At 41.9% G+C, this 26,815-nt stretch carries 8 protein-coding genes; 5 read left to right on the top strand and 3 right to left on the bottom strand.

Annotation, left to right across the window (positions count from 1 at the left end):
• Positions 1 to 180 precede the first annotated feature (180 nt).
• Positions 181 to 15,234: a BspA family leucine-rich repeat surface protein gene (locus tag ACOMC3_RS18585; RefSeq protein WP_420317393.1), complete on the bottom strand. Its 15,054-nt coding sequence runs from the start codon at positions 15,232 to 15,234 to the stop codon at positions 181 to 183.
• 283 nt (positions 15,235 to 15,517) lie between these two features.
• Between ACOMC3_RS18585 and ACOMC3_RS18580 the strand changes: the two genes are divergently transcribed.
• Positions 15,518 to 18,625, top strand: a complete 3,108-nt coding sequence (locus ACOMC3_RS18580) for a CHAT domain-containing protein (RefSeq protein WP_420317392.1) — start codon at positions 15,518 to 15,520, stop codon at positions 18,623 to 18,625.
• A 31-nt stretch (positions 18,626 to 18,656) separates the two neighbouring features.
• Here ACOMC3_RS18580 and ACOMC3_RS18575 read toward each other — a convergent pair whose 3' ends face one another.
• Positions 18,657 to 19,697 carry a hypothetical protein gene (locus ACOMC3_RS18575; protein ID WP_420317391.1) on the bottom strand — a complete coding sequence of 347 codons (1,041 nt, stop codon included), beginning with the start codon at positions 19,695 to 19,697 and terminating at the stop codon, positions 18,657 to 18,659.
• 30 nt (positions 19,698 to 19,727) lie between these two features.
• Between ACOMC3_RS18575 and ACOMC3_RS18570 the strand changes: the two genes are divergently transcribed.
• Positions 19,728 to 20,174, top strand: a complete 447-nt coding sequence (locus tag ACOMC3_RS18570) for a nuclear transport factor 2 family protein (protein ID WP_420317390.1) — start codon at positions 19,728 to 19,730, stop codon at positions 20,172 to 20,174.
• Between the two features lie 4 nt (positions 20,175 to 20,178).
• Here ACOMC3_RS18570 and ACOMC3_RS18565 read toward each other — a convergent pair whose 3' ends face one another.
• A complete protein-coding gene (locus tag ACOMC3_RS18565; protein WP_420317389.1) occupies positions 20,179 to 20,973 on the bottom strand; it encodes a DUF6503 family protein in 795 nt (264 codons plus the stop codon).
• A gap of 180 nt (positions 20,974 to 21,153) precedes the next feature.
• Between ACOMC3_RS18565 and ACOMC3_RS18560 the strand changes: the two genes are divergently transcribed.
• From ACOMC3_RS18560 to ACOMC3_RS18550, 3 genes are read left to right on the top strand one after another with little or no spacing between them, the layout of a single operon-like run.
• Positions 21,154 to 21,525 (top strand): PadR family transcriptional regulator, encoded by a 372-nt coding sequence (locus ACOMC3_RS18560; RefSeq protein WP_420317388.1) that lies wholly within the window; start codon positions 21,154 to 21,156, stop codon positions 21,523 to 21,525.
• A 3-nt stretch (positions 21,526 to 21,528) separates the two neighbouring features.
• Positions 21,529 to 24,156: an ABC transporter permease gene (locus ACOMC3_RS18555; RefSeq protein ID WP_420317387.1), complete on the top strand. Its 2,628-nt coding sequence runs from the start codon at positions 21,529 to 21,531 to the stop codon at positions 24,154 to 24,156.
• Between the two features lie 50 nt (positions 24,157 to 24,206).
• The gene (locus tag ACOMC3_RS18550) at positions 24,207 to 26,771 is read left to right on the top strand and encodes an ABC transporter permease (protein ID WP_420317386.1); all 2,565 of its coding nucleotides are present in this window, start codon (positions 24,207 to 24,209) and stop codon (positions 26,769 to 26,771) included.
• Positions 26,772 to 26,815 lie beyond the last annotated feature (44 nt).

Raw genomic sequence — 26,815 nt, 5'->3', positions numbered from 1 at the left:
GACTTAAAATGTTTGGTCATCTATTTGCTACCATGAATTTTAGGCATGACGAAAATAAATCTAATTAATTCAATAAGTGTCATGGTTCAACTATTTCAATTAAAGAAGATTCAAATAGTATCACGACAAGAATTAAAAAAGGGATGATTTAACATCATCCCTTGTAAAGATCTGATTAATCTAGTCTCTAACAATCACTCTGAAGCTCACGACATTTTCTTTTGGACTTTCTCTGTCATAAAATCTCAAGATGTATATGCCTTCATCGTAGTTGCTTACTTCAATTTTCAGATCTCCATCAAATCCGTCTCTTAGGTCGGTAGACCACATGGTATTTCCGGCAAGATCAACAAGCTGTGCTGTTACATCACCAGACTTTAAATGTCGGTATTTGATGTTCAAGTAATCTCTAGATGGATTTGGGAATATTTGCAGGTTCTTGAAGTACTCCAGAATTACTCCAAGTACCGCTTCAATCTCTACCTCTATTCCATCTTCTGTAGCAAATGCTTGTAATCTAAAGTCGGTATCACTTACACCCTCTTCGCCCACATCAAACTGCACAAAAGAAGACTCATCTAAAGGAATACCAGGATATTCTACAAAGAATCGATAAGTTCCCTGTGGTAGGAATCCAAATTTAAATTCACCATTCTCATCGGTTTCGCCATACGCAATGAGTTCAAATTCATCGTCATCCTGACCGGTTCGTCCGCCGGATCTTTTTCTTCTTAACCCACATTTCCTTTTAGAGGCCCTTCTTCTGGCTTCAATCCGAGAATTATCATCGCCAAAGTCTTCCTCAATGAGTACCTCCAAAGAGCCGGGTCCTTCTGTCAATTCATCGGGGACTTGAGTCATTTTCATGGTTATCACATCATCACTTCTGAAGAATAATGTATCAGCTTCACCCCACTCAAATACATCTCCAAAATAGGTAGGAATATAAAGTGCAGGATTAGAATTTATGGCTGTTATGTAATTTCCAAGAACCACATCCGGGAAGGTGATTGTGGAAGGTGGTGCATTTAATACTACCTCTAAGGTATCAAACCCCCTTGACCTTCTCACTGCTTCTAGCATGTATCCATCAATAGGGTCTTCTAGAGGATCACCTTGCCCATCCACCACAGAAACTACCATGTCAGCAACAGCCCATACGATCTGACGATCAGCTTCAATCACTAACCCAGGAACCAAAGAACTTGTTACTTCAGTCCTGAATTCTCCCATGTTATCGTAATTAATTGCTTGAAGGACAACTTCAGGTCCTGCAATTCCAAAGTCTGTACCAGACGATATCAGAACATCATTTCTAAACCATGCATAATCATTGGCACTGCCGCCTACTCCCTGGCCATCAGTGCCAAGGGATAATGTATAATCATTGGCATATCTCACTTCTATAGGGTTTCCATCCGTTGTTTGATTATACTGGACACTACCCTGATTGGTATAATCCAATGTGCCAATGCCAAGTGAGACCAATGGTTCGATATCATCAAATTCTAGCATGTTGTCATTGACTAGCAACGTGCTTATTGTGGTGGTTGAGAAATCCATGAGTCCGGTAATTTCATTTACAGAGATATCCATCCCTGTCATGTTACTCAATCCACCGTTAGTAAGCGCGTCTCCGGTAAAAGGATTTGGCATATCACCAGCAGACTGTGAAGAGCTAATATTTACCACATTTACACGTGTGCGATTGGCATCTAAAGTAACTCCATCCCACGCTCGCAATCTTGCAGTTCCCCAGTTTAAACCCTGTGGATTGATTGCATCATGTATTTGAACCAATGCCAACGAATCAGCAAGTGTTTCAGAGTCGACAATTGTTTTTGCTGATCGTGTATTTGAATTTGATGAGACCTGACTTGAGGTATTTACCAACCTTACTCGGTAATAATACGATGATGCAAAATCGAGCCCTGTTACCACGAATGATCGGTTGGTGTTAGCAACATTCAAGCTTTCAAAACCTGGAAGAAAACTCGAGAAATCGCTTTCGGTCGAAACGTCCAACTCGTAATTAAGCACATCCAAACCTTCACTCCAGTTTGCCCTAAAGCTCGTTGCTGTTATTTGTGTGGGTGCAATGGCTACTATGTCCTGACTGATGACTAGTTCATCAATTGTTTGATCGGCCCCAACATTACCGGCTAAATCAGTAGCTGAAACGGATACATCGTATGTTCCATCTGTAAGGTCCGTAAGTACTCCGGCTGATAATAACCAAGTACCATCACCCACATTAGCTGCTGCATTTGTTTCCCCATTTACTGTCACTTCGATAGTTGCTGCCAGATCATCAATGGTTCCAGTAATCTGTGGACTGATAATTGAAGTTGCATAAATATCTACCTCAACATTAGGAGCGGTTTGATCTATGCTAATTGTACCTGTAGAGTTGATGGTTTGGTTACCAAGTGTATCCATCGCATCCAGGTAAATGCTATAAGCCCCATCTCCAACAAAGTTCGGGTCAGTGCTTAAATCAGACGACCATGTGCCATCACCATTGTTCGTTACTGGAGACAAGGTAGTTCCTGCATCCAAAGAAAGCTGGATGAAATCTGTTGGATCACTAACTGTACCTGAGATATTTGTATCGTTGGTTGTCTGTCCATCCTGATCGAAGGCAATTACTGGACCTGTCTGATCTATTGTTACGGTTCCCGTAGACTCAATGGTTTGGTTGCCTAAACTATCAATAGCATCTAAATAGATACTATAAGCTCCATCTCCTATGTAATTTGGATCAGAACTTAAGTCATAAGTCCAGGTGCCATCTCCATTGTTGGTTACTGCTGAAAGCGTAGTGCCTGCATCGATTGAAATTTGAATCACATCATTCGTGTCACTGGTCGTTCCGGATAAGTTAGTGTCGTTAATAGTTAGGCCGTCTTGATCAAAAGTAATTGCTGGACCTGTCTGATCAATGGTAACTGTTCCGGTAGATTCAATCGTTTGGTTACCTAAGGTATCTGCAGCATCCAAATATATAGTGTAAACTCCATCACCAACGAAGTTTGGATCACTACTCAAGTCATAGGTCCAGGTACCGTCACCTTCATTGGAAGCCAGTGTCAATGTAGTTCCCCCATCAACAGAGACTTGTATAACATCCGTTGAGTCGCTGATGGTGCCTGATAGGTTGGTGTCGTTCACTGCCAGTCCATCTTGATCTAACGTGATGGACGGACCAGAACCGTCATAATCAATGGAAAATTGAGTTGCTTCCAGATTCTCATTTCCTGCTAAATCCTGTGCAAGTGAATCTGCAATGTCTATGGTAACAGCACCATCAACTCCCGGTACTACCTCAAATGTGTAATTCTGTCCATCTACATCTACAAAACTCTGAGCGCTTCCATTTCCAACAACTAAATCCGTGCTATCAAAACCTACGACCACTTCTCCAAAGTCAATCGCAATAGGAATTGGATTAGCGTTGGTTGGACTAGACTCTGAGCTGGTAATCACTGGTGTAGGTGATGTAACGTCTCCGCTGACAATTGTGAAAGTGTTACCGTCCACAAAACCACCATCAACCTTATTCTTCGGATCGGAAATTCCAACACTTTCCGTTGGATCCCCATTCCAGAGAACAACATTAAACGTATTGCCTACTGAGGCAGCAGCATCAATATCGACAGCAATGTAATAGTAATGCGTATCGCCATCCTGAATATCGCCACTCATAAGATATCCAACACTATCAGGAGCTGCATCACCAATATTGGTTGACCCAATAAGTGACGCTCCCCCAATGCCCGTATCTGTATTTACGCTTTCATATAGTTTCCATCCATTGGTGCTAAAATCGGCAGCTACTGCATCTCCTCCTACGGCCACAATCATTCCTTCTTTGGTAATGGTACCTCCTGAAGCTCCAATTGTAAACTTATAAACCAGATTATCTACAGTACCTTGAGTAAGGTTTCCACCGGTAACCGGTATTGTAGTAAATGTCGCATCTGGAATGGCTGGAGTCTGAATAGTAATACTATCTCCTGCAGTAAGCCCTCCATCAAACTTCTCGGCATCATGAAAAGCAAATTGATCAATATCTGGCAAGTCAACAGTGAAAGTTCCTGTGTTAGCCGTTGAGCTGATATCGGCTGTGACATAGTAGTATACCGATGTTCCTGCAGGATAAAAATCTGTCCATAATTGACCGATTGTGCCATTAGGAACCGGTAGTCCCGGACTCCACGAACTACTATCTATCAGGACGGCAGAACCAAAGTCATCTGTACCAACATTTTGATAATACTTGAATCCATCCAGTTCGAAATCAAGCGAGTCTGCACCGGAAATCACCAGATATAAGCCTTCGAATGCGCCAACTGTGTTAGCAATATCTGCCTGGAATTTATAGATCAATGCATCTTGTTCTCCTTGCGGGTATGTCTGATCACCAACCGGCAAAGTGGTCACAGTAACATTTGTTCGTATGGCAGGAGCATCAAAGTTCATATCATCTACGAATAAAGGAGATGTACCTGAACTATAGCTTATTCTTACTGGTCCAACATAATTGGATGGAAGGGCCTCTGAATACTGTTGGTAAGTTCCGGTTGGATTGATAACTGGAAGCGGTATATCAAAGGTTGTACCTCCATCAGATGAGGCAAACACTTCGTAGGTATTACCACCGGATCCATCACCTTTATACCCAAAGGAAATGGTATTCCCCATATCTATGGCTGGTGTTTGGAGATAGTTGCCTGCAGAAGCTTCAATTTGCATGGCATTGCCTGTGGCTCCTACTGCATCGCCACTATCAGATTCAAGCACTCCCTGCCCATTCCATATTTCTTCAATTATGAAATAGCCCGTTGTGGATGTTGTTGGTAAAGGACTGGAATCAAAACTCTCAAAGAATGTTGGTGCCGGAACCGGTGGATTAAGCGTTGGCCCAACTACCCAATCGGTATTCACATCCATAGCGACTAATGTTGCATCGTTACCTCCTCCGGTTAAATCTGTTGCAGTGGCACTTGCTGGACCATCGGCCATTGGGTAATATGCAACTAAGCCTGCCTCATTGCCAAATAACATATTATTTTGGTCGTTCTGAATCTCTGCTTGAGACCGTGCGTAATCCCAAATTCTAATTTCATCAATAACGTTCGTTCCAAAATAATCAAACCCTGGATCCAATTGAGATCCAATATGAAGGTCCTTGGTGGTTGTTTCATTCAGGTCTATGGTGGCATTTCCAAACGTATGATCGATGGTCTGAAGCACACCATCGATGTACAATTCCGGATCAGGATTACCTTCCTGTGCTACTACTGCATAATGGTGCCAGTTCAAGTCTGCCACACCATCTGTACCTCTTCCACCACCGTTCCAGAAGAAATAGAACATATTATTGTTGGCATTGTTATGCAGACCCATTCCATAATTGGTTTCACCCTGGGTCCAGTCACCTCCTTTTTCAAGTATGATATCAATCCCATCCAGGCGCGTTCTTTTCACCCAAACCTCAATGGTAATCTCCGTAGGAACTTCCAATTGAGGTGCATCAGCTGCATTTAAATAGTCATTTACTCCATCAAATTCCAGCGCATAATTTGTAGACGGATTTGGTGGATTTAATGTAGGTCCAGCTATCCAGTCTGTGTTTTCATCCATACTGGTAAGTGTACCGTCATTGCCATTCCCAGTGGCGTCAGTAGCAAGTGTTGATGGAGGGCCATCATTTAATGGATAATAGGCCATCAGTCCTGATTCATTTCCGTTCAATTCAGCGTCGTAATTAGCTAAAATTTCTGCATCTGAACGCTGATAATTCCAGAACCTAACTTCTTCCAACCCGCCAGTATACGCACCCACAAATGGATCGTAACCAAAGCGAACCTCTCCGGATGTTTCATCGATTGGAAGTAACACGTTTACATCAAGCACCGGAGAACCATCCACATAGATTTTTCCATTTGAGCCATTTTGTGAAACAGCTACGTGATGCCATTGATCATCATCGATACCTGCAGCTACACTTAATGAAGTTCCGCCATTTTGAAATCCTCCAGAACTATAATATTGCAAGTAAAGTGTGCCTCCAATTTTGAAGAAAGCGTACCCTGTATTTCCTAAAACCTGCGTAACAATATTTTGCTGACCTGTTGAAGGGGTCTTAATCCATGCCTCAATGGTCCAATCTGTATCTATATTAAATGGTGGTGCATCGGCTATGGTTACATATTGTGCCGATCCGTCAAATTCCAGCGCATAATTTGCCATCGAGTCAATCACTGCAAACACATTTCCAGCAACTAACCCACTGTCTATTTCTATCTTGGGGTCTTGGAACGCAAAATTCGCCCCAACAACTGGCGTGTCTATTTGAATGGAATCACCTGAGATGGACCCAGATGAAACGTCAACTGTCACATAGTAATAATACTTCTGACCTGCTGGTAAAACTCTCGGTGAAGCCGGAATGTATCCAATGCTTCCGTTTGGTAGCCCACTTGGATGCGATACAAAGAAATCCGTTGAATCAATCTTTGAAGCTGTTCCGAAATCATCTACACCTACAGACTCATAAAACCTGAAAAAATCAAAATCTGCTGTATCTGAAACAATCGGAGTAAAAAAGAAACCGTCCATTCGCGCGGAGGTATCAGCTACATCAAGTGAAAATTTATAAATGATATTATCAACCGATCCTGGATCAATCGATCCCCCAGGAACCGGTTCAGTTTTCATCGCAATTTTGGATGGTACCAGTGTGGTAAAAGAGGCAGTGTCAACAGCACTTATGTTTCCCGGATTCGTATTTTCCTCTGCAACCCAGTACAGGTAATAAGAGTCTCCTGAAACAAACGCAGTATCATTTGCGCCTAGATTTCCTAATCCAAGAACTAAATTCGACAACCCCGTTACACCAGATAATGATCCGTAGCTATATGCAGCAGATCCTGTTTCATCTTGTCCGTTTTTAACCTGCGTTGACGTGGGTGGTACATTGGATTGAGTTGCCACGAAATAAAGATCTGAGTACAAGTCAACCTCAATGTCAACATTGGTGGTGGTTATGTCAGGATAAGCAAAAAGGTTCTCAACAATTGGAGGGTAAGTAGATCCTCCTGTATAGTCTCCAAAAATAAAATCGTCCAAAACCAGACTTTGGTCACTGTTAAAGCTTTGAAGCGTAAATTTCAATCGAACGGAGCTATTGACTCCTTCAGCCAAGGCAATGGTGTCCTGTAGGAACGCTGTGTTCGTGTAGGTTGGAGTGCCAATGACTATGTAATCGCCACCGTCAACAGATTTCTCAATGGTAACCTGCGCCTGTCCTGCTCCAGTGATGGCGAAGCTGTAAATAAATTCATTGTCCCCGTCTATTTGTGGGGTGGTAACAGATGCATCGAACATGTTATCCAACCTTAGAGCTCTGCTTCCGGAATTGACTGTAACGGAATCAACCAGCCCATTAAACATGTGATAATCTCCTGTAGTTAGGGTTACAAGACTAGCATTCACGTTGAAGGTTTCGAAATCTTCAACACTTTGTGAGTTAAAAGCTATCGCTGAAGAAAAAGTGGAACTACCATCCCCTGCATTTGTTGTGGTTGCCACCACTTCATCACCTCCAAGTAAACTCAAAGTACCAATACTCCAAACACCACCTGCAACCGTAGCAGATCCCAAATACTTTTCGCCATGGCCTAAGCTGTCTGCCAGGTAGAGATCAATTTCATCCCCATTTGTCCCTGTTCCTGTAACTGTACTGTCATTAGCAATAGGGTCTATTGATGGAGGCACAATCCCATTGTGTGAACCATTGAGAACAATACCAGCTGTGTTTCCAAACATTTCATTTCGCTGAATTTGATTGCCTGTTGCGCTTGCATTGTCAAAAAGGATTGCTTCACTGGAACTGTAAGCAATGATGTTTCCATCGGTTGATACCGAATTTGAGCCTATAAAATTATTGGTCGCCCCGGTGGTCAATACCCGGATTCCATTCACATTCCCGAAAGCCGTTGTACTATCTGAGGCTACACCGATATTGTTTCGGATAATTGTACTTGTATTGGCGGCTGACATACGGATTCCCATATTCACGCCAGCGATGACATTCTCCTCAATCAAAGCTGCATTCAATGAACTAATGCTAATTCCGTTACCAACACCAGGAGCAGCCATTTCATCGGCTGAAAGCCCTATGATGTTTCCTTGTACGTTTACCGAATCTGCATTGCTGATGCCTATCTGATGCGTTGTATTATTAGCAACGACATTCCCTTCGTTGACGCCCAATCCTCCGATTTGGACCTTATCGCCATTGGTCCCAATATTGATACCAATCCCGTTGCTTAAGCTAGCTGTAGTTCCATCCGGTAGTATTCCAAAATAATTCGATTGAATGTTCCCTCCACCAGAATAGGTCAGCAGTTGAATACCGTTGCTGCTATTTGCGGTGAAGATGTTACCCATTCCTGGCGCTCCGAATGTGTAACCACCTTCGTCTGTGCCTCCGGTGTTAAACATTACTCCAACATCAAAATTGGTCATGTGAACACCGTATAGTTCAACATAATTATTCTTGTAATCCAGCCCGCGATTCAGTGTCCCGCCTCCATCAATAGTAGGCATATTTGCTGTAAGGATATTCCAACCCGGCTGTGTTGTGCCATCTATGATGGTTCCCTGTGCTGTTACATCGGGTAGCTCAGTGGCAAGGTTAATTACCCATGGGCCTCCACCCGGAATATCAAATGTGATTGTCGTTCCGGGATTAGCATTGGCGTAATTGATGACTTCTCGAAGTGATCCGGGTCCAGCGTCATTGGTATTAACAACAAGGTTTGGTGGAATAGACGCAGCAGTAGAAAACTCCGATATGCTTAATGTTGCATTAATCGCTGTTTCATCATCTACAACGACCACCACATAATTTTTACCCACATCAAATGTGCCTGTCGCAGACCAGTTGCCTCCAGAAACAGCATTAGATGCATTGAGAACTAGTTGTTTTCCCTGATCTACACCGCAGGAATCCGCTTCATAAATGGAGATGTTTGAATTGTCTTCCGCTGTAGTCGTTCCTGAAATCGTGGTTGAGTTGATCGAGGTGATCACAGGAGCATCAATATCCGGAGTAGATGTGAAGCTAATACCTCCTTTTTCATTACAAACAAACTCATTGGCAAAAACGGGGATCCCGTTCATGTGGGTGCCTAACTTCTCTATACCATAATCTCCATTATGCGCAATGAGGTTTGATTCGTTTGCTCCAGTCCCTCCAATAACTGAGTTAGTTAAACCATTGATATAAATCCCTGAATTAATATTTTTCTGTGGAGTCACCTCATCTCCTTCAAGGCCTATCACATTGTCCTGAATGGTGAAGCCTCTGGTATCAGCATTGATATAAATACCGATACCTACCGAACCTGTATTTTCATCAGCAAAGACACCATTTCCGGAGATTAAGTTACCATTGATGGAATTGCCTGAGCTTGATCCATCTACCAGGTTTAATACGATTCCATTGTCTTGGTTTCCGAAGGTGTTGTCACTTGTGACAGTCACACCATCTCCATCTAATACCATGTCTCCTTCGCCATTAAAATTCAGACCGATGACGTTGGTGTTAATATCTAAATTAGTTTGATCGCCTCCGATAACAATCCCATCGCTTCCATTTGCAGAAATCGTATTCCCTGAGATTGTAATATTGGTACCCATACCTATTCGAACACCATCATTGGTATTGCCTAAAGCTGTTAAACCATCTGTTGTTAACCCAATGCGATTGTCAGAAACTGTAAGACCGGAGCTTCCATTGCCCAGGTAAATACCATCCGTCCCATTATCAGAAATCGTATTGCCATCAACCAAAACATTGCTTGCAGAATTAGCAAAGATTATCCCGTATCCACCATTACCTAGCGCCGTAGAGCCGTTAGCACCAACACCTATTTTGTTATTTAAAATGCTTCCCGTAGCAGAGTTTCCAATATTGATTCCGTCAGCATTGGTATCTGTATTATTTCCGGAGATCACGTTTTCCTCTCCGGCACCTACACCGCCTATTGTGAAGGTATAAGACCCCCCAACATTGACTCCACCACCTTCATTATGAAGGTCAACATTACCCGTTGCATCTGTTCCGATGTAATTCCCCCGAATTAACAGACTAACACCACCGCCGGCTGTAAGTATTCCATATCTACCATTTCCGGCACCAGAAATCACATTGCCTAAGCCTGCACCAAAATCCCCACCAATTGTAATGTTATCTGCTGTGCCCGTGATAGAAATGCCATGATGTGTATTTTCAGATCGCGAAGAACCGTCTACAGTACCTAGCCAGTTGCCTTGGATGATCGTACCATCTGCGCCATCAATGTAGATACCATTCACGCCATTTCCATGAATAATATTCCCGACTGCATTTCCGCCTATGATGACATTATCAGCAACATCAGATTCCAGGTTGATTGCTCCATAGGTAGTCCCGCCGGTAAATCCAGTTACGATCATTCCATAGACTTCCACTCCGGAAGCATCCATATCGATACCATGATTATTAACAGGTACAGATGAGCCATCAATGGTAACCATGGCGCTCCCATCGCCGAAGGTCCACCCCGGCTGAGTCGTGCCATCAATGATTGTATTATTTGCAGTGATTTGAGGAAGAGCTGTAGAGAGGTTAATCACCCAAGGTCCTGCTCCAGCAATATCAAAAGTGATGGTAGTACCTGGATTTGCATTTGCATAGTTGATTGCTTCTCGAAGTGAGCCAGGTCCTGAGTCATTGGTAGATACAACAATTCCATCAGTGAAAATTGTTGAAGAATTAAATGTTGCTCCATTGACAGTCCCATCATTTGTATTTACTGAAGCGTCGACCACCGTTGTAGCTCCAGTGCCTTCATCAAAGGGATGATATGCAACCAGGTTTAATTCATTGCCATTAAGTGGTGTAAAGCGATCAGAAAAATCTGATTTGGCGATATCCCATACTCTAAATTCATCAATAACCCCATCAAATGCAGCATCTAAACTGTTGCTATTACCAATTACAAGATCTGAAGAAGTTGTAGTTATGCCAGGGGCAGAGATTTGATCTTCAAGAACACCATCTATATACAAATAAACATTTGTACCATCATAAACTCCTGCCAAATGATACCATTTTCCTATCTCCCAACTTGTGAGTGTTGAAGTTGGGTTGGTGCCGGGAGTAAATCCAGGCTCGTAAACTCTGATGGTTCCATCTGACTCCCTATTAAATATGATTGTAGGAGTCCCATCACCCGCCACATGGTCGAAAAAGTCCCCTCTTGGAGATGCTGAGGTAAGATTAGCGGCTGGTTGAAACCAAAATTCATATGTCCAATTATTGGATGGTGCTACAAATGAGCTGGCTCTAACGTTTGATGCTGTACTTCCGGAAAAATCAATTGCACTTCCAGGAAATGCTTCTGTCGTTGCAAATTCAATAGATGACTGGCTAGACGCATCTTCAACTCCATTAACAGGAGTAACCCGATAATAATAAGGTTGATTAGTTCCTACTGTAAAACCAACTGAATCTGTATCAGCAGGTTCAGAAGCTAAAACAGGTGTTACATTGACTGTGAAAGCGTAATCATCCGCTCTTTCGATTAAATACCCTGTTTCGCTAGTGGCATTATCAATCCACTCTAGCGTGATCTCCGTATCCGATATAGCATACGCCACCAAATTAGTTGGTGCAGCCGGCACTAATTGATCTCCTGATATGGTCCACGAACTTGGTGCGGAAGTCAATGTAATTCTGTCTGTTTCGCCCGTTGAGGAATATCCCAATCCAGTAGCACCGAGTGTAACCCCAACTTGTAAACTCGCAGATTGAGCAGCCCAGCCATTTAAAATAGAGTCATAGTTAACAACCGATATTCCGGAATTATCAAGCATGGCAGTCATATTGGTGACTGCTGTAACGTCCCACGATCCAATATTCCAATCAAATGCAGTTGCATTGTTAAACATATTGTTGAGATCGGTTGCGTTCACATCCCAGCCACTCAGGTTTTGATTGAATGAAGTGGCTCCCTGAAACATTCTTGAAATTGTACTTACTGTTGCAACATTCCATCCACTGATATTAGCGTTAAAAGCTGTGGCATCTCGAAACATTTGCTCCATGTTCGTCACCAAGGCAACATTCCATGAACTTATATCCTGATTAAAAGCATAGGCCTGATTGAACATTCCATACATATTGGTTACACCAGAAACGTCCCAACCTCCAATATTTTGATTAAATGCATTGGCATGACTGAATAACCGAGTCATATTCGTGGCAGATGAAGTTACCCATCCACTAATATCCTGATTGAACACCGGATTGACATAAAACATGTAGCTCATATTAGCCACTGTAGAAACATCCCACCCAGTAATGTTTCCATTGAAGCTAGTGCCGCTAAATAGGAAGCTCATGTCCGTGATGGTACTTACGTCCCAACCACTTAAATCACCACTAAAGGTTCCGGCGGCTCGAAACATTTGACCAAGGCTTGTTACTGCTGATAAGTCAGGAGCATCTGTTGCTGCCATGTCCAAATTGGTACAGCCAAAAAACGCACCCTGCATACTTGTCCAAGCTATATCACCCCACTGTTCAATGGTTTGAATTTTATCCTTATCCCCTGCATTATTGAAATAAATACGTGGAAATGCCCCCCGAATAATAACTTCATATGTGGAACCATTTTCCATCCCTGTGATGGTATAGTCTCCGGTTCTGCCATCAATAAAACCTTCAAATGTATCGGGGTTTGTTAAGTTGTTCCACTCAACTGAATAGTTATATCCTCCGCCTGAGGTTGGAATGGTGATTTGGCCGTCGGAGGTAATCCACCTTGTGATGAAGCCAGCTTCAGTGGCAACATCCAATGCGGTATTCGCAATTTGAATATTTGGTGAGCCTTCATCATCCTGAGCTACGATGTACAAATCATAAAAAGTATTGGGGGTAAGGCCTGTTGGACTTAACACGAAATCAGTAGCAGGGGTTGTTACTGCTATGTTACCTGAGGCCACTTGACCTGTTGCAGAAGCAGTAGTTACTTCACCTATCGTTGGAGCCGGACTACCATCGTTCACAACTACATAAAAGTATGCACCCGGCTCATTTAGCTGCACTGTAATGTCAAACCCAGTGGTACTGATGTTGTCAATGAGAGGGTAGCCTGATAAGAAAACTGGTGGGAAAACATCTGCGTTCCATGCCGTTGATGACACCCAGTTCGAAGTATTACCAGATAGTGCAAATGGTCCCTGAAGCGTTCCATTGTTTAAGTTAGGAGTAAGATCCGGCAAGGAGGTTATCGTACCATTATTCCCGCCGGGTACACCCTGGTTGAAATCATATGATGCAAGTAGGGTACCTGAAGACAGAATTGTATTATAAGCATTATTTGCAATTTGCTGTTGTGTCCGTGCTGTATTCCAAATTCTAACTTCATCGAGATTACCTGTCCAAAAATTACAGTTACAGGTATTTCCCTGCCTTCCAATGTACATGGGTTGAGTATCCGCATTATCTGATGGCTCGAACCCAAAGGTATGTGTTCCGTCAAACTGACCATTTTGATAGAAGGTGGCCGTATTCGTTGAATTATCAAAGCTTACCGCGACATGTGTCCATGTATTGAGTGGAATGTCCGACAGTGCATCCCCCCATTCCATGCTGGAACCCCCGTCTACCAGTTCAAGAGATAATTTTGACGTTGCACTTCGTCTGGCAAAAACAAAAACGTCTGCATTTGGCACACCATTCCCATCACCTTTTGATAGAATGGTATTTGATCCTGATCCAGTCCAATACACCCAGGCCTCCATTGTAAAATCGCCTGTAACAAGGTTTAATGCCGGATCATGTGGTACACTAACATCGTCATCAGTCCCATCAAAATTCAGTGCATTCTCTGTTGCAAATGCAACGGTATACTTATGCCCATCAACAAGTGTTGTTACATCTACTCCATAAAACTCAACAATGTCGCCAGAGATACCTGTATCCATCATCACCTCTGTATAAGCTCCAGAAGTTCCAGGTCTGGTGATAAGAACGACAGAAAAGGCATCTGTTGGTACAGAAAGGCCCATTTCGGCAAGATCAAATTCTAAATTAATGGTTCCTCCATTAGAGGTAGCATCAGAAATATCTATGTACCAATCGCGGGCTAAACGCATATTATGATTTGCCGGTAAATCCGTTGTTGCAAAACCATTTGGAGTACCGCTATGCCCCGCAAACACATAATCTCCATCATCTAAAAGAAAGGAATCATCTGCCAACTTAAGCCCACCCGAGGCACCCTCAAAATGATCTGCCCCCGCATCTCTTCCTATCCCTATTACGTCAAAATCAAAATCACCGCTAGGAATTAAGTCGCCTGCATATAAATCATTTGATATTGGAATATCATATTTTGCGGATAGATAATTTTCAACTATTGTTCTGGCAGCATCATTCAGTTCAGCGTCGTAGTAAATAACCTCATATATATCTCCATTAAACTGTAACCCTGCATTGTCAGCTAGTGCCCCAACTGAACCGGATGTTAAAACTGTAGCCGGAGTAGCAGCGCCACCTGTATGCGTAGAATTAGTACCGTTTATAAATATTTGAGATGTATTTAATGCTCCGCCACCAAATGGATAAATGGTTGAAAAAATGAATGGTGATGCGGCAGCAACTGTATTAACTGACGTGATGCCATCACCTTGTATCTCCACTATAAGTTCATCTGAAGGGCTAACCCCTAAAGAATACCTTTGGCTGGTCACATTGGGGCCGTATGAGAAAAAATATTGCTGACTTCCGGGTGTGGATGGGTATTCAGCTACAACGAATACAGATCGATCAGCAGAGCCGAATGCAAAGGCGTCCAATGCGAAATCCATATCATCATCGCTAAAGCTAAGATATGGTCGACCATTTTGACCGCCTATCTGAAAAGTAGGATTTGCTCCTCCAACGCTGGCGTTGTTTCCAACGCCTGAAACATCATTCCACTGTACAACCGGATCTGTATTAACTGCGGGTGTGGTTCCTGCGTCTGAAAAGACGGCTGAATCGGCCCTTAGCCACAGGGCAGAAAAGTCTACACCTCCCGGACCACTTTGGGCAAACGAAGAAAGGGTACTGAGAAAAATAAAGCAAAAGAGGATATATCTAAACTTTCTAAGGAGGGTAGTAGTGTGCATGACTAAGTGGTTAAATCAATTTAGTGGCCAAAGTAATCTGATATTTCCCTGGTATGAAATACCATAATCACGGTAATTAGATCATTAATAAGTGAAATAATTACTAAAATAGTGTGATAAGCCCCATTTGCATTTTAACAAATTAATATTTCGATCAACTTTCTGCTTCATTCCATGAACCACACTCTTTGAAGCATTGAGATGCATTATCTTTAGTCTTTATTTCAAGGCGTAATTTTTCAATTCTCCTTGCACTTGTTTTATTTGTTGAAAACACACTACCATGAAACTGCTATATACTGCACTCTCCCTGCTCCTCAGTACTTCTATTTTTGCCCAGTTTGCTTTTGAAAGTAAAAAAGCTGAGAAGCTGTATTACAAGCTGGATGATGCCTATCTGGACTATGATTATGCCACCATTTTGGATAATGAGGAGGTAGCTAAAGAAACATTTCTAAGTAAAGAAGATACAGTCGCTGCTAACATCTATAGCTATCTGGCAGAAGCCTATGACTATGAGCTGGGTGATTTTCAAAAAGCGTTAGACTTTTACCAATTAGAATTAGATCTACGAAAGAAAATTGATCCAAATGGAGACAACAAAGACCTTCTGTACAACATGGCCACTTTACAGACCGAACTAGGTTATTATGGTGCAGCGGAAGAATTTTTAATCTCAATCAGGGAATCAGATGCAAAAGCATTTGGTGAGGGCAGCCCAGAGTATTTTGATTCATCCCGAGCACTTGTGGAACTCTATCTTCAAACAGAGCAGGTCAAAAAAGGGCTTGAGGTAGCAGAAGAAATTAAAAAGGAAGTATCTAAAAACAGCGTTGAAGAAGGGGTCTCTTATAAATGGGTCGGAGATGTTTATGCGATTGAAGGCTCTTTTAAAAAGGCAGAAAGAAATCTGTTGCGTGGGCTTGAAGTCTTTGAAAAAAATGGATTAGATGCAACATTCGAATATATATCCACACTGAATAGTCTCGGTGTATTATATATGGATAAAGGTAAGTTACCTGAGGCTGAAGAGATTTTTCAAGAGTCAATAGACCTTGCAAATAGGATGCAAGGGGAGATTGAAGATGTGATTGCAGGGTTGGAAAACAACCTGGCAATAGTATACTTCAACTTGGGAGACTATGAACGAGCAACTGAACTTCAACGTAAAATATTAGAACAGGACAAGGAGTATTATGGTGAGGAATCCTTCACTTATGGTTTGAGCTTACTAAATCTTGGTCTTACTCTTTTATATGATGGACAATATGCCGAGTCGGAACAGCTTCACCTGGAGGCTATGGGGGTTTTTGAAGTCAGTGCTGGAAAAGAAAGCATCGATTACGGTAGAGTTCAAAACAATCTTTCACTTCTAAATTCAAAAAGAGGACAAATTGATGATGCTATTGAATATGGTAAAAAAGCGATTGAAACCTATGAATCCACTTTAGGAAAAGATCACCCGGAAACTGCCTTCCCTTATTTTAACCTGTCAAACGCATATTTAGGATATGAAGACGTTGAAAAGGCCATTCCATTAGCCAAAAGAGCATACGAAATCAGAAAAAAGAGCCTGGGAGAGCAACATCCATATTTTGCTCGTAGTGCCAATCAACTCGCCATAATTAATTGGAAACAAGGCAATAATGAAGAAGCCTTAAAATTCTATAAAGAGACATTTGCAAACTATTTCAGACAGATCAACACTTTTTTCCCGGTGCTGACCGAAGAGGAAAAAGCAACCTTTTATTATACCAACCTGCGTCCTGCTTTTGAGCAATACGTTTCATTCATCGAAGAGACATCCAGAGAAGATAAAGAGCTTCTGGGAGAAATCTATGATTACCAACTAGCACTTAAAGGGCTAATCATGTATGCTACTTCGAAGGTACGAGAGAGCATTCTCGCCAGTGGCAATGAAGAATTAATTAGCATGTTTGAAGAGTGGATCAGCCAGAAAGAACAGCTTGCCAAGCTATTCAGCGCCACGGATATTGAAATCAGTGTACGCAATATGAAAATTGATTCATTGACTGCAGCCTCTAATGCCCTGGAAGAGGAGCTTAGTAAATCATCACAAGCATTTGGAGAAAACTTTGCTAATAAATCTGTTTCGTGGCAAGATATCCGGGATATCTTAAAACCCGGAGAGGCCGCTGTTGAGATGGTCAGGTATAAAAGCTTTTCAACCGATTCGTCGGGAGTTTTCACGGATGAAGTGTTCTACGCGGCAATGATTGTGCGTCACGATACCCAGGATCATCCCGAGATGATCACCCTTCGTAACGGGGCTCAGATGGAAAAGAAGTTCCTTGCCAATTATCGAAATGCCATTAAGTATAAAATATCAGAAAACTACAGTTACCGATTGTTCTGGCAACCAATCGCGCGAAGACTTGAGGGAATCAAGAAAATCTATTTTGCCCCTGACGGGGTGTATAATCAGATCAGTATTTATACACTTCAGAATCCCGGAACCAAAGATTATCTTTTGAATGAAATTAACCTGGCACTGGTAACTAACACCAAAGACTTGTTAGCTGAAAGTCAGCCATTTGAAGACGGTGGAAGAAGTGTCTTCTTTGGCTATCCTCAATACTCGATGGGATCCAATTTATCGGGAGATTCAGAAGATCGTGGTGTTAGAGGTGTTAGAGGTGCAAGAGGCTCTCGTGGCAAGACGAGTAAAGAGGAACTATCTAGAAGTATCCCTAGAGGAGTGCGTGGAAACTTAGTTAGATACATGCAGTCGTTTAATGGTCTAGGAATGCTTCCGGGCACCAAAAAAGAAGTAGAACTTATTGATAGCTTATATGCTGCTAACGACAGAAAGAGAGATACCTATTTTCTGGATGCCGCACTCGAAGGAACAGTAAAAGGTGTTAATAATCCGAATATTCTCCACATTGCAACTCATGGGTTTTTTCTTGAGCAGGATTCTGATGCACAATCTGATGATGCATATGTTCAAAACCCTTTGCTAAGATCTGGCCTCATTCTAGCAGGTGCCAACGACTTCATTCAGACCGGAACAATTGATGAGGCAGATGGGAATGATGGGATTCTCACCGCATTTGAAGCAATGAATATGAACCTAGACAAAACAGATGTGGTGGTACTTTCTGCCTGTGAGACCGGTCTCGGAGAAATTAAGAATGGTGAAGGTGTATATGGATTGCAACGTGCCTTTCAGATCGCGGGTGCTGATGCGATCATCATGTCTATGTGGACCGTGGATGATGATGCAACTCAAGAGCTAATGACTACTTTTTATCAAGAGTGGCTGTCACACGGAGACAAACAATTGGCCTTTAATACCGCTCAGAAAAAGTTGAGAGAAAAGTATAACAAGCCGTACTACTGGGGGGCATTTGTGATGATCGGTGAGTAATCATAAGCAGTGCAAAAGAAAAAGGGAGAGCTTACCGCTTTCCCTTTTTCTTTTCCCAAGCCTTCAAATCCATCACAAGTATACCTCTTCCCTTTCCTGCAGGATCTTCAGCATGTGCATATTGAAAAGCCATATACCTGCCATCATCGCTTACTACCGGATTCGATGCTTTATACTCAGGATTTTCATTGAAATACGTGATTCGCTCAACATCTCCGGTCTCATCAAGTTTGAGCTTGTAAATATCAAGTGTCAGAAATTCTTTCATCCCCTTGTAATTGACTCTGTGTCTATTACTCTCGATGAGCATTTCAAACCCATTTGGAAAAATTCCTTCTGCTTCATCGTATGTCTCTTTGCTATTTGAATAGTTCGTAAACTTCTTTTCCTCAATATTGTAGCCAAGTACTTCTGCCTGATATCCAAACTGCCCTCCAAAGGCATAAAAGAACAACTCATTTTCATTCGTGGGATTGAAGTTCTGAGTTTCTAAATCCCAACCCTTAGCTGGAGATGGAAGACTTCCTGAAGTGAAAAGAGGCTTCCAATTTTTCAATTTCGGTTTTTCATTCTCATAGTCAATTTCACCTATATAAATGGTAGAACCTAATGCCCACGCGATATTCATTTTCTTTCTTGAAACGGCAGGACCTTCTTTACAATGTACACCCAAAGCCACAGGTGGTGATTTCAAATCTTTCTTTAACACCCATAGCTCCGTGTTTCTTGCATCTCTGCTTTTCCATGGATCTTCGGAATTAAAGTTTTTTGCCCCGGACAGCAGTATATCTCCATTGGCCAGATAGAGTGCTCGTACGAATCCCTCATGAAAGAAGTGATGCGTCATCGGGGTAATCTTCCCTGTTGCTACTTCCACCTCAAATACGTCTCCAAATGTTTTTTCAATGAAAAGAATGCGCTCACCATCATGAGACCAGTCTGCTCGTTGACCAAAGTGCGTCACTTGTGTGATATAATCAGGTAAATCATCCAAAGGCGATGGACCCTCTTGAGCATGTGAGGAATAATTTAGGGCAACAAAAAATATGATTATGAGGTATAAATGCTTCATGAATAATGGGTGATAATCTCCAAAGATAAAATGAATAAACTGGTTATAATTTTTTTAATCCTGTCAATTCGCTGTTCTTTTCAAAACGTTCCTTCTGAGGAAGAGTTAAAATTGACCATTGAAGAATTCAACCAGGCTTATAAGATTGGCGATGTTGAAAGGTTATCGTCAATGATTACTCAAAACTATATGCATACGAACGCTTCATGGAAATCATTCGGTAAAGAAACATGGTTGGGTTATATGAATGACCGTTACACAAAAATCAGCGAAGGCACCCTTATCATTGAATCTTATGAGATGGATGAGCTATCGATTGAAATGCACAATGATGCTGCCATAGTCACAGCTCTTATCTCCTCGTCTGGAATTGAAGATAGTACACGATTCAGTAAGAAATTTAGAGTATCCAATTTTTGGGTTTATGATGGAAACCGCTGGCTTAGAGCGGGCTTCCATGATACCCCCATAGAATAAAGAATTACCCTTTCCCAACATTTAATGGCGCAATCTGAGCATCCACTGGCATTACAAATAAACTATCAGAGGGTACTTCTTCAGTAATTTTAATGTCTTCAAAACGCACCTTGTTACTCATCTCACCTACTGAATCATCTTTAAACTGATGCCATTGAATGGCAGTAGGCAAGAGCAGCCCATTAACCTCTGCCCACTGATCGTATTTTATCAACTTATACGTATTGCTAGGTTCTCCACTTCGATACGTCACTGTGTACATGAGCCATTCCATTTTGTTGGTCTCAGGATCATACCATAAGATATAATTATCATCTGGGGCATCTCCAATATTTTCCCCGTAAGAAATTTTGATTCCATTGTACGTTTTACCTGAAAGCTCACGAGGTTCTACATCTTCGTAAAATGCTCCCGGATCTCCTACGACGAATGGCATTGCATAGAAATAGAAGTATAGATTATGATAAAACCTAGCTCTACTGGCATCTATCGTGTCTGGAGTAACCCAAACTACCTCGCCATCAAAACCAATGGTTTGTTTGGGTGATTCCAAACGAATTTTTCTGTTCTGCAGGTTGGTGATGGTGGACTCCTCTCCCTTCATGTACGAAAGTGATTTCATTTTGGACCATTGCTCATAACCTCCGTGAGCATGCATCACTTTGGTGAGTGATTCGGAGTGGTGTCCCGGCTCATTATAGATCGATTCTGCCTGAACAGCTTCTTCAGGAATGTCTTTTTGGTTGTTCGGCTGGCATGCTATCAACACTGACAGTGATAGAATAGTGAGATATTTCATAAAAAATTTTCTTCAAAAGTAGCCGATAAAAAACGCCTCCTGTAGCTCATTAAAATCATTTTTGGCTAAAAGGTAAGCTAGACTACATTCAAAAATTGAAATTGATAATGAAACATTAAAACTACAATTAAGGTATAAGGTATTTATAATTACTACATTTGAGGTAAAAATGTAAAGATCATGGGAAAACATCAACTGGGAGAATTTGAAGAAGTAGTCATGCTGACGGTGGCCATACTTACCAATGAAGCGTACGGATTTGCCATCATCGAAGAAATGGAAAAGCGCCTCAACCGAAAGGTGAGTATCGGTGCATTACAAACGGTACTTCGAAGGCTCGAGAAAAAAGGCTATCTCTCTTCTGAAATGGGAGAAGCTACTGCCGTACGTGGAGGTAAACGAAAACGATTCTTCCATCTCACATCGGCAGGGAAGAACATTCTGCAAGAAACTAAGGAACAGCGACTTGGACTATGGAATGCTGTACCTGAGTTTGTGGTGAAGTTTAATAAAACCTCCAAAGTTTTTAAAACCTTGGAGGTTTCCAACTGATTTATGAAAACACCACCCAAATATCCCCTACGCTTCTTTCGTTGGTTCTGCCACCCGGACTATGTGGAAGACATAGAAGGTGATCTTTTGGAACGATTTAAAAAAAGGACTAACGAAAATAAAGCTCCGAAATGGCTATTTACTCTGGACGTACTAAAACTCTTTCGTCCGGGTATAATCAGACCAGTCAAAAGCGGTCAAAAACTAAATAACTACGACATGATCTCTAACTACTACAAAGTGAGTATGCGAAACATACTACGTAACAAGACATTCTCATTTTTGAATATTTCCGGACTAAGTGTCGGCATTGCCAGCTGCATCCTGATTCTGATTTACGTAAATAATGAGCTATCCTATGACACGTACAATAGCAAGTATGAAAATACTTATCGGGTGATTCATTACTACGGCGAGCAAGGTGAAGCTCCTGATTATTCATCCCTTCCTACGAATGAATACCAGGTATGGGGAAATGCACCGGTTGCACCTGCCATGCAGCAATTTTTTCCTGAAGTAGACAAGGTTTTTCGTTTTACCAGTGATGCGCCGTGGCTTTTTTCCTACAATTCGATCACCTATTCAGAGTCAGATGTTCTTTTTGCTGACTCCACCGCATTAGACATCTTCGACTGGAAAGTAATCGCAGGGAATCCTAAAACTGCCCTTGAGAGACCAAATACGGTGGTCTTAACTCAGAGATTAGCCGAGAAATACTTTGGTAAAGAAAATCCCATTGGAAAGTCCATTATCATGGACAATCAAGACCCTTACGAAGTAACTTGTGTTGTGGAAGTGCCCACCAATTCCCATTTCTCTTTCAATGCCCTCATCTCCATGAGCACCTTTCGAAATTCACGGCCGCAAATTTTCGATTCATGGGGTTATGTGGATTTTTACACCTACTTCACCCTTAAGCCAGGCACAAGTATTGAGCAACTTCAGGAAAAAGTACCCGAGTTTTTGGCGGCCAATTTCCCAAATGACTTTAACTATCACATCGAATTTGAACCTCTTTCAGACGCTTATCTTCACTCGGATGCGGGACGTCAGCCTGGGCCTGTAGGTAGTATGGGAAATATCTACATTTTCACATCGGTAGCCATTTTCATCTTACTGATTGCCTGTATCAACTTCATGAATCTCTCAACCGCCCGATCGGTAGAGCGTGCGAAGGAAGTAGCCATCAGAAAGACCATAGGTTCTCATCGTAGCGCGTTGATTTATCAATTTTTAGTAGAGGCTATTCTTGTAACTTTCATAGCCTCTATGATGGCTTCCATTTTAGTGTTTTTAGGGCACTCTTTGCTTGAACAGATTTCTGGAAAAACATTACCAATCGAATGGCTATTTAGCATGAAAAATGTGGCAATCGCTATATGTGCAATTCTAATAATCGGAATTGTGGCTGGTAGCTATCCGGCATTTGTGCTTTCCACCTTCAAGCCAATTACGGTACTGAAAGGCGCCTTCAAGTCCTCATCCAAGGGTGTCTGGCTCAGAAAAGCATTGGTTGTTCTGCAGTTTGCTTTGTCCATCATTTTATTGGCGGGAGCCGCCGTGGTTTCCTCGCAACTCGATTTCCTCCAAAAACAGGATTTAGGTTTTAACTCCGAACAAGTACTCGTTATTGATTTTGGTTATGATGGTGAAGTGCAGCGAAAGCGGGAGTATATAAAACAACAATTTTTAAATCATAAAGACGTAGAGTTGGTCTCCATTTCCAGGGCCACCCCGGGTGACTTCTTCCCCAATGCAGGTACAGGAGTAGCGGATCCTAAAACTGGCGAAATCACCTATAAAGGCCCTGCTATTTATGAAGTAGATGAAGATTTTATCCCTACCTATCAGATGACCATGGTGGCAGGAAGAAACTTTTCGGATGACTTTCCATTGGACTCTGCCAATGCCCTGATCTTAAATGAATCAGCCGCCAAACTTTTTGGGTATCCAAATCCACAAAACATCATTGGTCAGTCTTTTGAACAGTGGGGAAGAGAAGGCAAAGTGATTGGTGTGGTGGAAGACTTCAACTATGTCTCTCTTCATGAAGAAGTTGAACCACTCTCCATTCGATTCGGGACACAGTTCAATGTTTCAGCTGTCTCCCTTAAACTAAACAGCCAGGATTATTCCAAAACATTGTCAGAACTTGAAAACATTTGGACAGAAATGGTTCCACACCGTCCTTTTGATACCCGATTCGCTGATCAAAATTTTGAAGCTCAATATGAGTCTGATGAACGGTTTGGGATGATTTTTTCGGTGTTCTCCGCCTTAGCCATATTTGTCGCCTGTCTGGGTCTATTCGGTTTGACCATCTACAGTACAGCTCAGCGCAACAAGGAAATTGGTGTAAGAAAAGTACTGGGAGCTTCCACCGGACGAATAATTGCCCTGCTTTCCAAGGACTTTATCAGGTTGTACATCGTAGCGCTGGTCATTGCTATTCCGCTTTCATGGTTCCTGATGAATAATTGGCTGGATGGCTTTGCTTATCGCATACCACTAGGTTATGAAGTGTTTACTATCTCAGCAGTCATTACGCTCATTGTGGCATTTGTAACTATGAGTTTTAAGACGGTTAATGCAGCTCTAGCCAACCCTGTTGAATCATTGAGGGATGAATAAACTGAAAATCCTGACAGGTTTCTGAAACCTGTCAGGATTAAACGAAACTAATGAAACAACCCCCAAAATATCCCCTTCGCTTTTTCCGCTGGTTCTGCCACCCGGACTATGTGGAAGATATTGAAGGTGATCTGTTGGAGCGTTTTGAAAAAAGGACTAACGAAAAGCGATCAGCCAGCTGGCTGCTCACACTCGATGTGCTCAGGCTTTTCAGGCCGGGGATCACCCGAAATTTTGAAGGGACAAAAAAACTCAACTATTACGGCATGTTTAAACACAACCTACTCATTTCACTTCGCGGATTCAAAAAACATAAGACGGTCTTTGGAATCAATCTTATCGGTCTTGTTGCAAGTTTAACGTGTGTTTTGTTCAGTGTTCTTTGGGTCTCTGACGAACTAAACAAAGACCGATTTCATGCTGATTCCGATAACCTATTCCAGGTGTATTCCAAGTTCACCAACGTGAACGGGATTAGTGTCTCCAGAGGTGTAAGTGGGCTTATTGAACCAGAAATTGAAGCTCAGATTCCACAGGTTAGCGCCTCAGCAGTTTCTTCCGATGTGCATGAATATACCCTAAGCGTTGAGGAAAAAGGATTTAAAGTAAGAGGCCGTTTTGCAGATGCTGACTACTTAAAAATCCTTGACTACCCGCTCTCTGAAGGTAACATCAATGCGCTATCAGATCCTTCCAATATTCTTATTACAAAATCCTTAGCCACTAAGATGTTTGGAAAAGAAGATGTTGTAGGAGAAGCCCTAAACTGGCATTTCTGGAGCACCGAAAAAACCTTTCAGATTGCAGGAATATTAGAGGATGTTACCCTTGCTACTTCAGAGCCTTTCGAATTTATTCTGCCATGGACCTTTTATCATGACGAACTCATCAACTATAAAGGCTGGGGTAATTTTTATGGTAGAGTTTTAGTAAAGCTGGATGAACTGAATCAAAAAAGTTTAGTGGAAGAAAAATTGAATACCATTTTTCAGGCCAACCAAGCAAATGAACGTGTAGAACTATTCCTTACGGGCTATGCAGATCGCTACCTACACGGAAAGTACGAAAACGGTGAACAAGCCGGAGGTAGAATCGAATATGTTAAGCTTACCATTATTGTTGCTGCCTTCATCTTACTCATTGCATGTATCAATTTCATCAACTTATCTACTGCTTTTGCTTCACTAAAAACAAAGGAAATAGGGGTTAAGAAATCTTTTGGTGCAACGAAAGGGAAGTTGGCATTCCAGTTCTTCTTTGAGTCACTTTTGCTTTCAACTCTTGCAACGATTACTGCCACAATATTGGTTGTAGCCCTATTGGAACCCTTTAATCAACTTACCGGAAAACAACTCACTCTAGATCTTCAAATGATTGGCTACTTCCTGCTGTTTATTCCCCTTATTGGAATTATTGCAGGATTGTATCCTGCCTTTCATTTATCGCGGATGGAGGTTATTTCAGCGCTTAAAGCAAATTTTTCCGGCAACCAACGCACTTGGGGCAGACAAGCATTGGTGCTGGTTCAATTTTCTCTATCCATCCTGCTTATTGTTGGAACTTTGATTGTGAGCAGGCAAATGGATTTTGCACTCAACAAAAATCTGGGATATGATAGAGACAACCTCCTTTACTTTTTAAGAGAAGGACAGCTTTTTGAAAATGGTCAAGCGTTCCTATCGGAGCTCGAAAACATTCCTGGCGTGTTACAAGTATCGGAAACAGGTTTTTCAGTGAGCCCAAATATGCAAAACCGAACCGGCGGTTTAAACTGGGTCGGCAAAGGAGAGGATCAACAAGTTAATGTTTGGGAAAATAATGGAGATGCAAATTCCGTAGATATCCTAGGATTGGAATTGGTAGCCGGTAGAACCTTCAGGGAAGAGTTTAACAATGAAAAAGAAAGTGTCATATTCAATGAAACCGCCATTCGGATGATGGGACTTGAAGATCCCATTGGTAAAACGGTCGAGCATTACACTGGAAAGAAAGAAATCATTGGTATTGTAAAGGACTTTACAACCGAATCACTACACAACCCCATGGAGCCTGCTATGTTCTTCTACCGACCGGAACGTTCACACTATGTGATGGTGAAAATTGAAAGTGGTAAAGAACTTCAAACCATAGAACAACTAGAATCACTTTATGAAAAATTCAATCCTGGTTATCCGTTTGAGCCAAAATTTATTGATCAGGATTATCAGGCTATGTATGATTCTGAAATGAGAGTTGCCAACCTATCCAGCATATTTTCTGGTTTAGCGATTGTGATTTCCTGTATGGGTTTATTCGGCCTTACCATTTTCCAGGTCCAGCGAAAAGTCAAGGAAATAGGGATCAAGAAGGTACTTGGTTGTGAGAGCTGGAAGCTAGCCGTTTCGATGACATATGATTTTACAAAAGCAGTCATTTTGGCGATATTAATCGCGATTCCCATCAGCTATTATTTAGGCTTAAGGTGGTTAGAAAGTTATGCTGAAAGTGTATCACTCTCATGGTGGTCATTTGCAATAGCAGCTCTCACGGCTATCCTAATTGCCTGGATTACGGTGGGATCTCAAACTCTAAAAGCGGCAAACGCCAATCCGGTAGAGTCACTTCGGGATGAATAAATAGAACCCTAAGAGGTTTCAAAAACCTGTCAGGGTTAGAATGA

This window comes from Ekhidna sp., assembly GCF_965212185.1.
Classification (GTDB): Bacteria; Bacteroidota; Bacteroidia; order Cytophagales; family Cyclobacteriaceae; genus Ekhidna.
Note: the sequence above shows the minus strand (reverse complement) of the source record. Positions and strands in the feature narration are given on the sequence as shown.

Bases quoted from the DNA above. Each gene is read 5' to 3' on its own strand.
- ACOMC3_RS18585 (WP_420317393.1), bottom strand. From the start codon at position 15,234: ATGCACACTACTACCCTCCTTAGAAAGTTTAGATATATCCTCTTTTGC.
- ACOMC3_RS18560 (WP_420317388.1), top strand. From the start codon at position 21,154: ATGGGAAAACATCAACTGGGAGAATTTGAAGAAGTAGTCATGCTGACG.
- ACOMC3_RS18565 (WP_420317389.1), bottom strand. From the start codon at position 20,973: ATGAAATATCTCACTATTCTATCACTGTCAGTGTTGATAGCATGCCAG.
- ACOMC3_RS18555 (WP_420317387.1), top strand. From the start codon at position 21,529: ATGAAAACACCACCCAAATATCCCCTACGCTTCTTTCGTTGGTTCTGC.
- ACOMC3_RS18580 (WP_420317392.1), top strand. From the start codon at position 15,518: ATGAAACTGCTATATACTGCACTCTCCCTGCTCCTCAGTACTTCTATT.
- ACOMC3_RS18570 (WP_420317390.1), top strand. From the start codon at position 19,728: ATGAATAAACTGGTTATAATTTTTTTAATCCTGTCAATTCGCTGTTCT.
- ACOMC3_RS18550 (WP_420317386.1), top strand. From the start codon at position 24,207: ATGAAACAACCCCCAAAATATCCCCTTCGCTTTTTCCGCTGGTTCTGC.
- ACOMC3_RS18575 (WP_420317391.1), bottom strand. From the start codon at position 19,697: ATGAAGCATTTATACCTCATAATCATATTTTTTGTTGCCCTAAATTAT.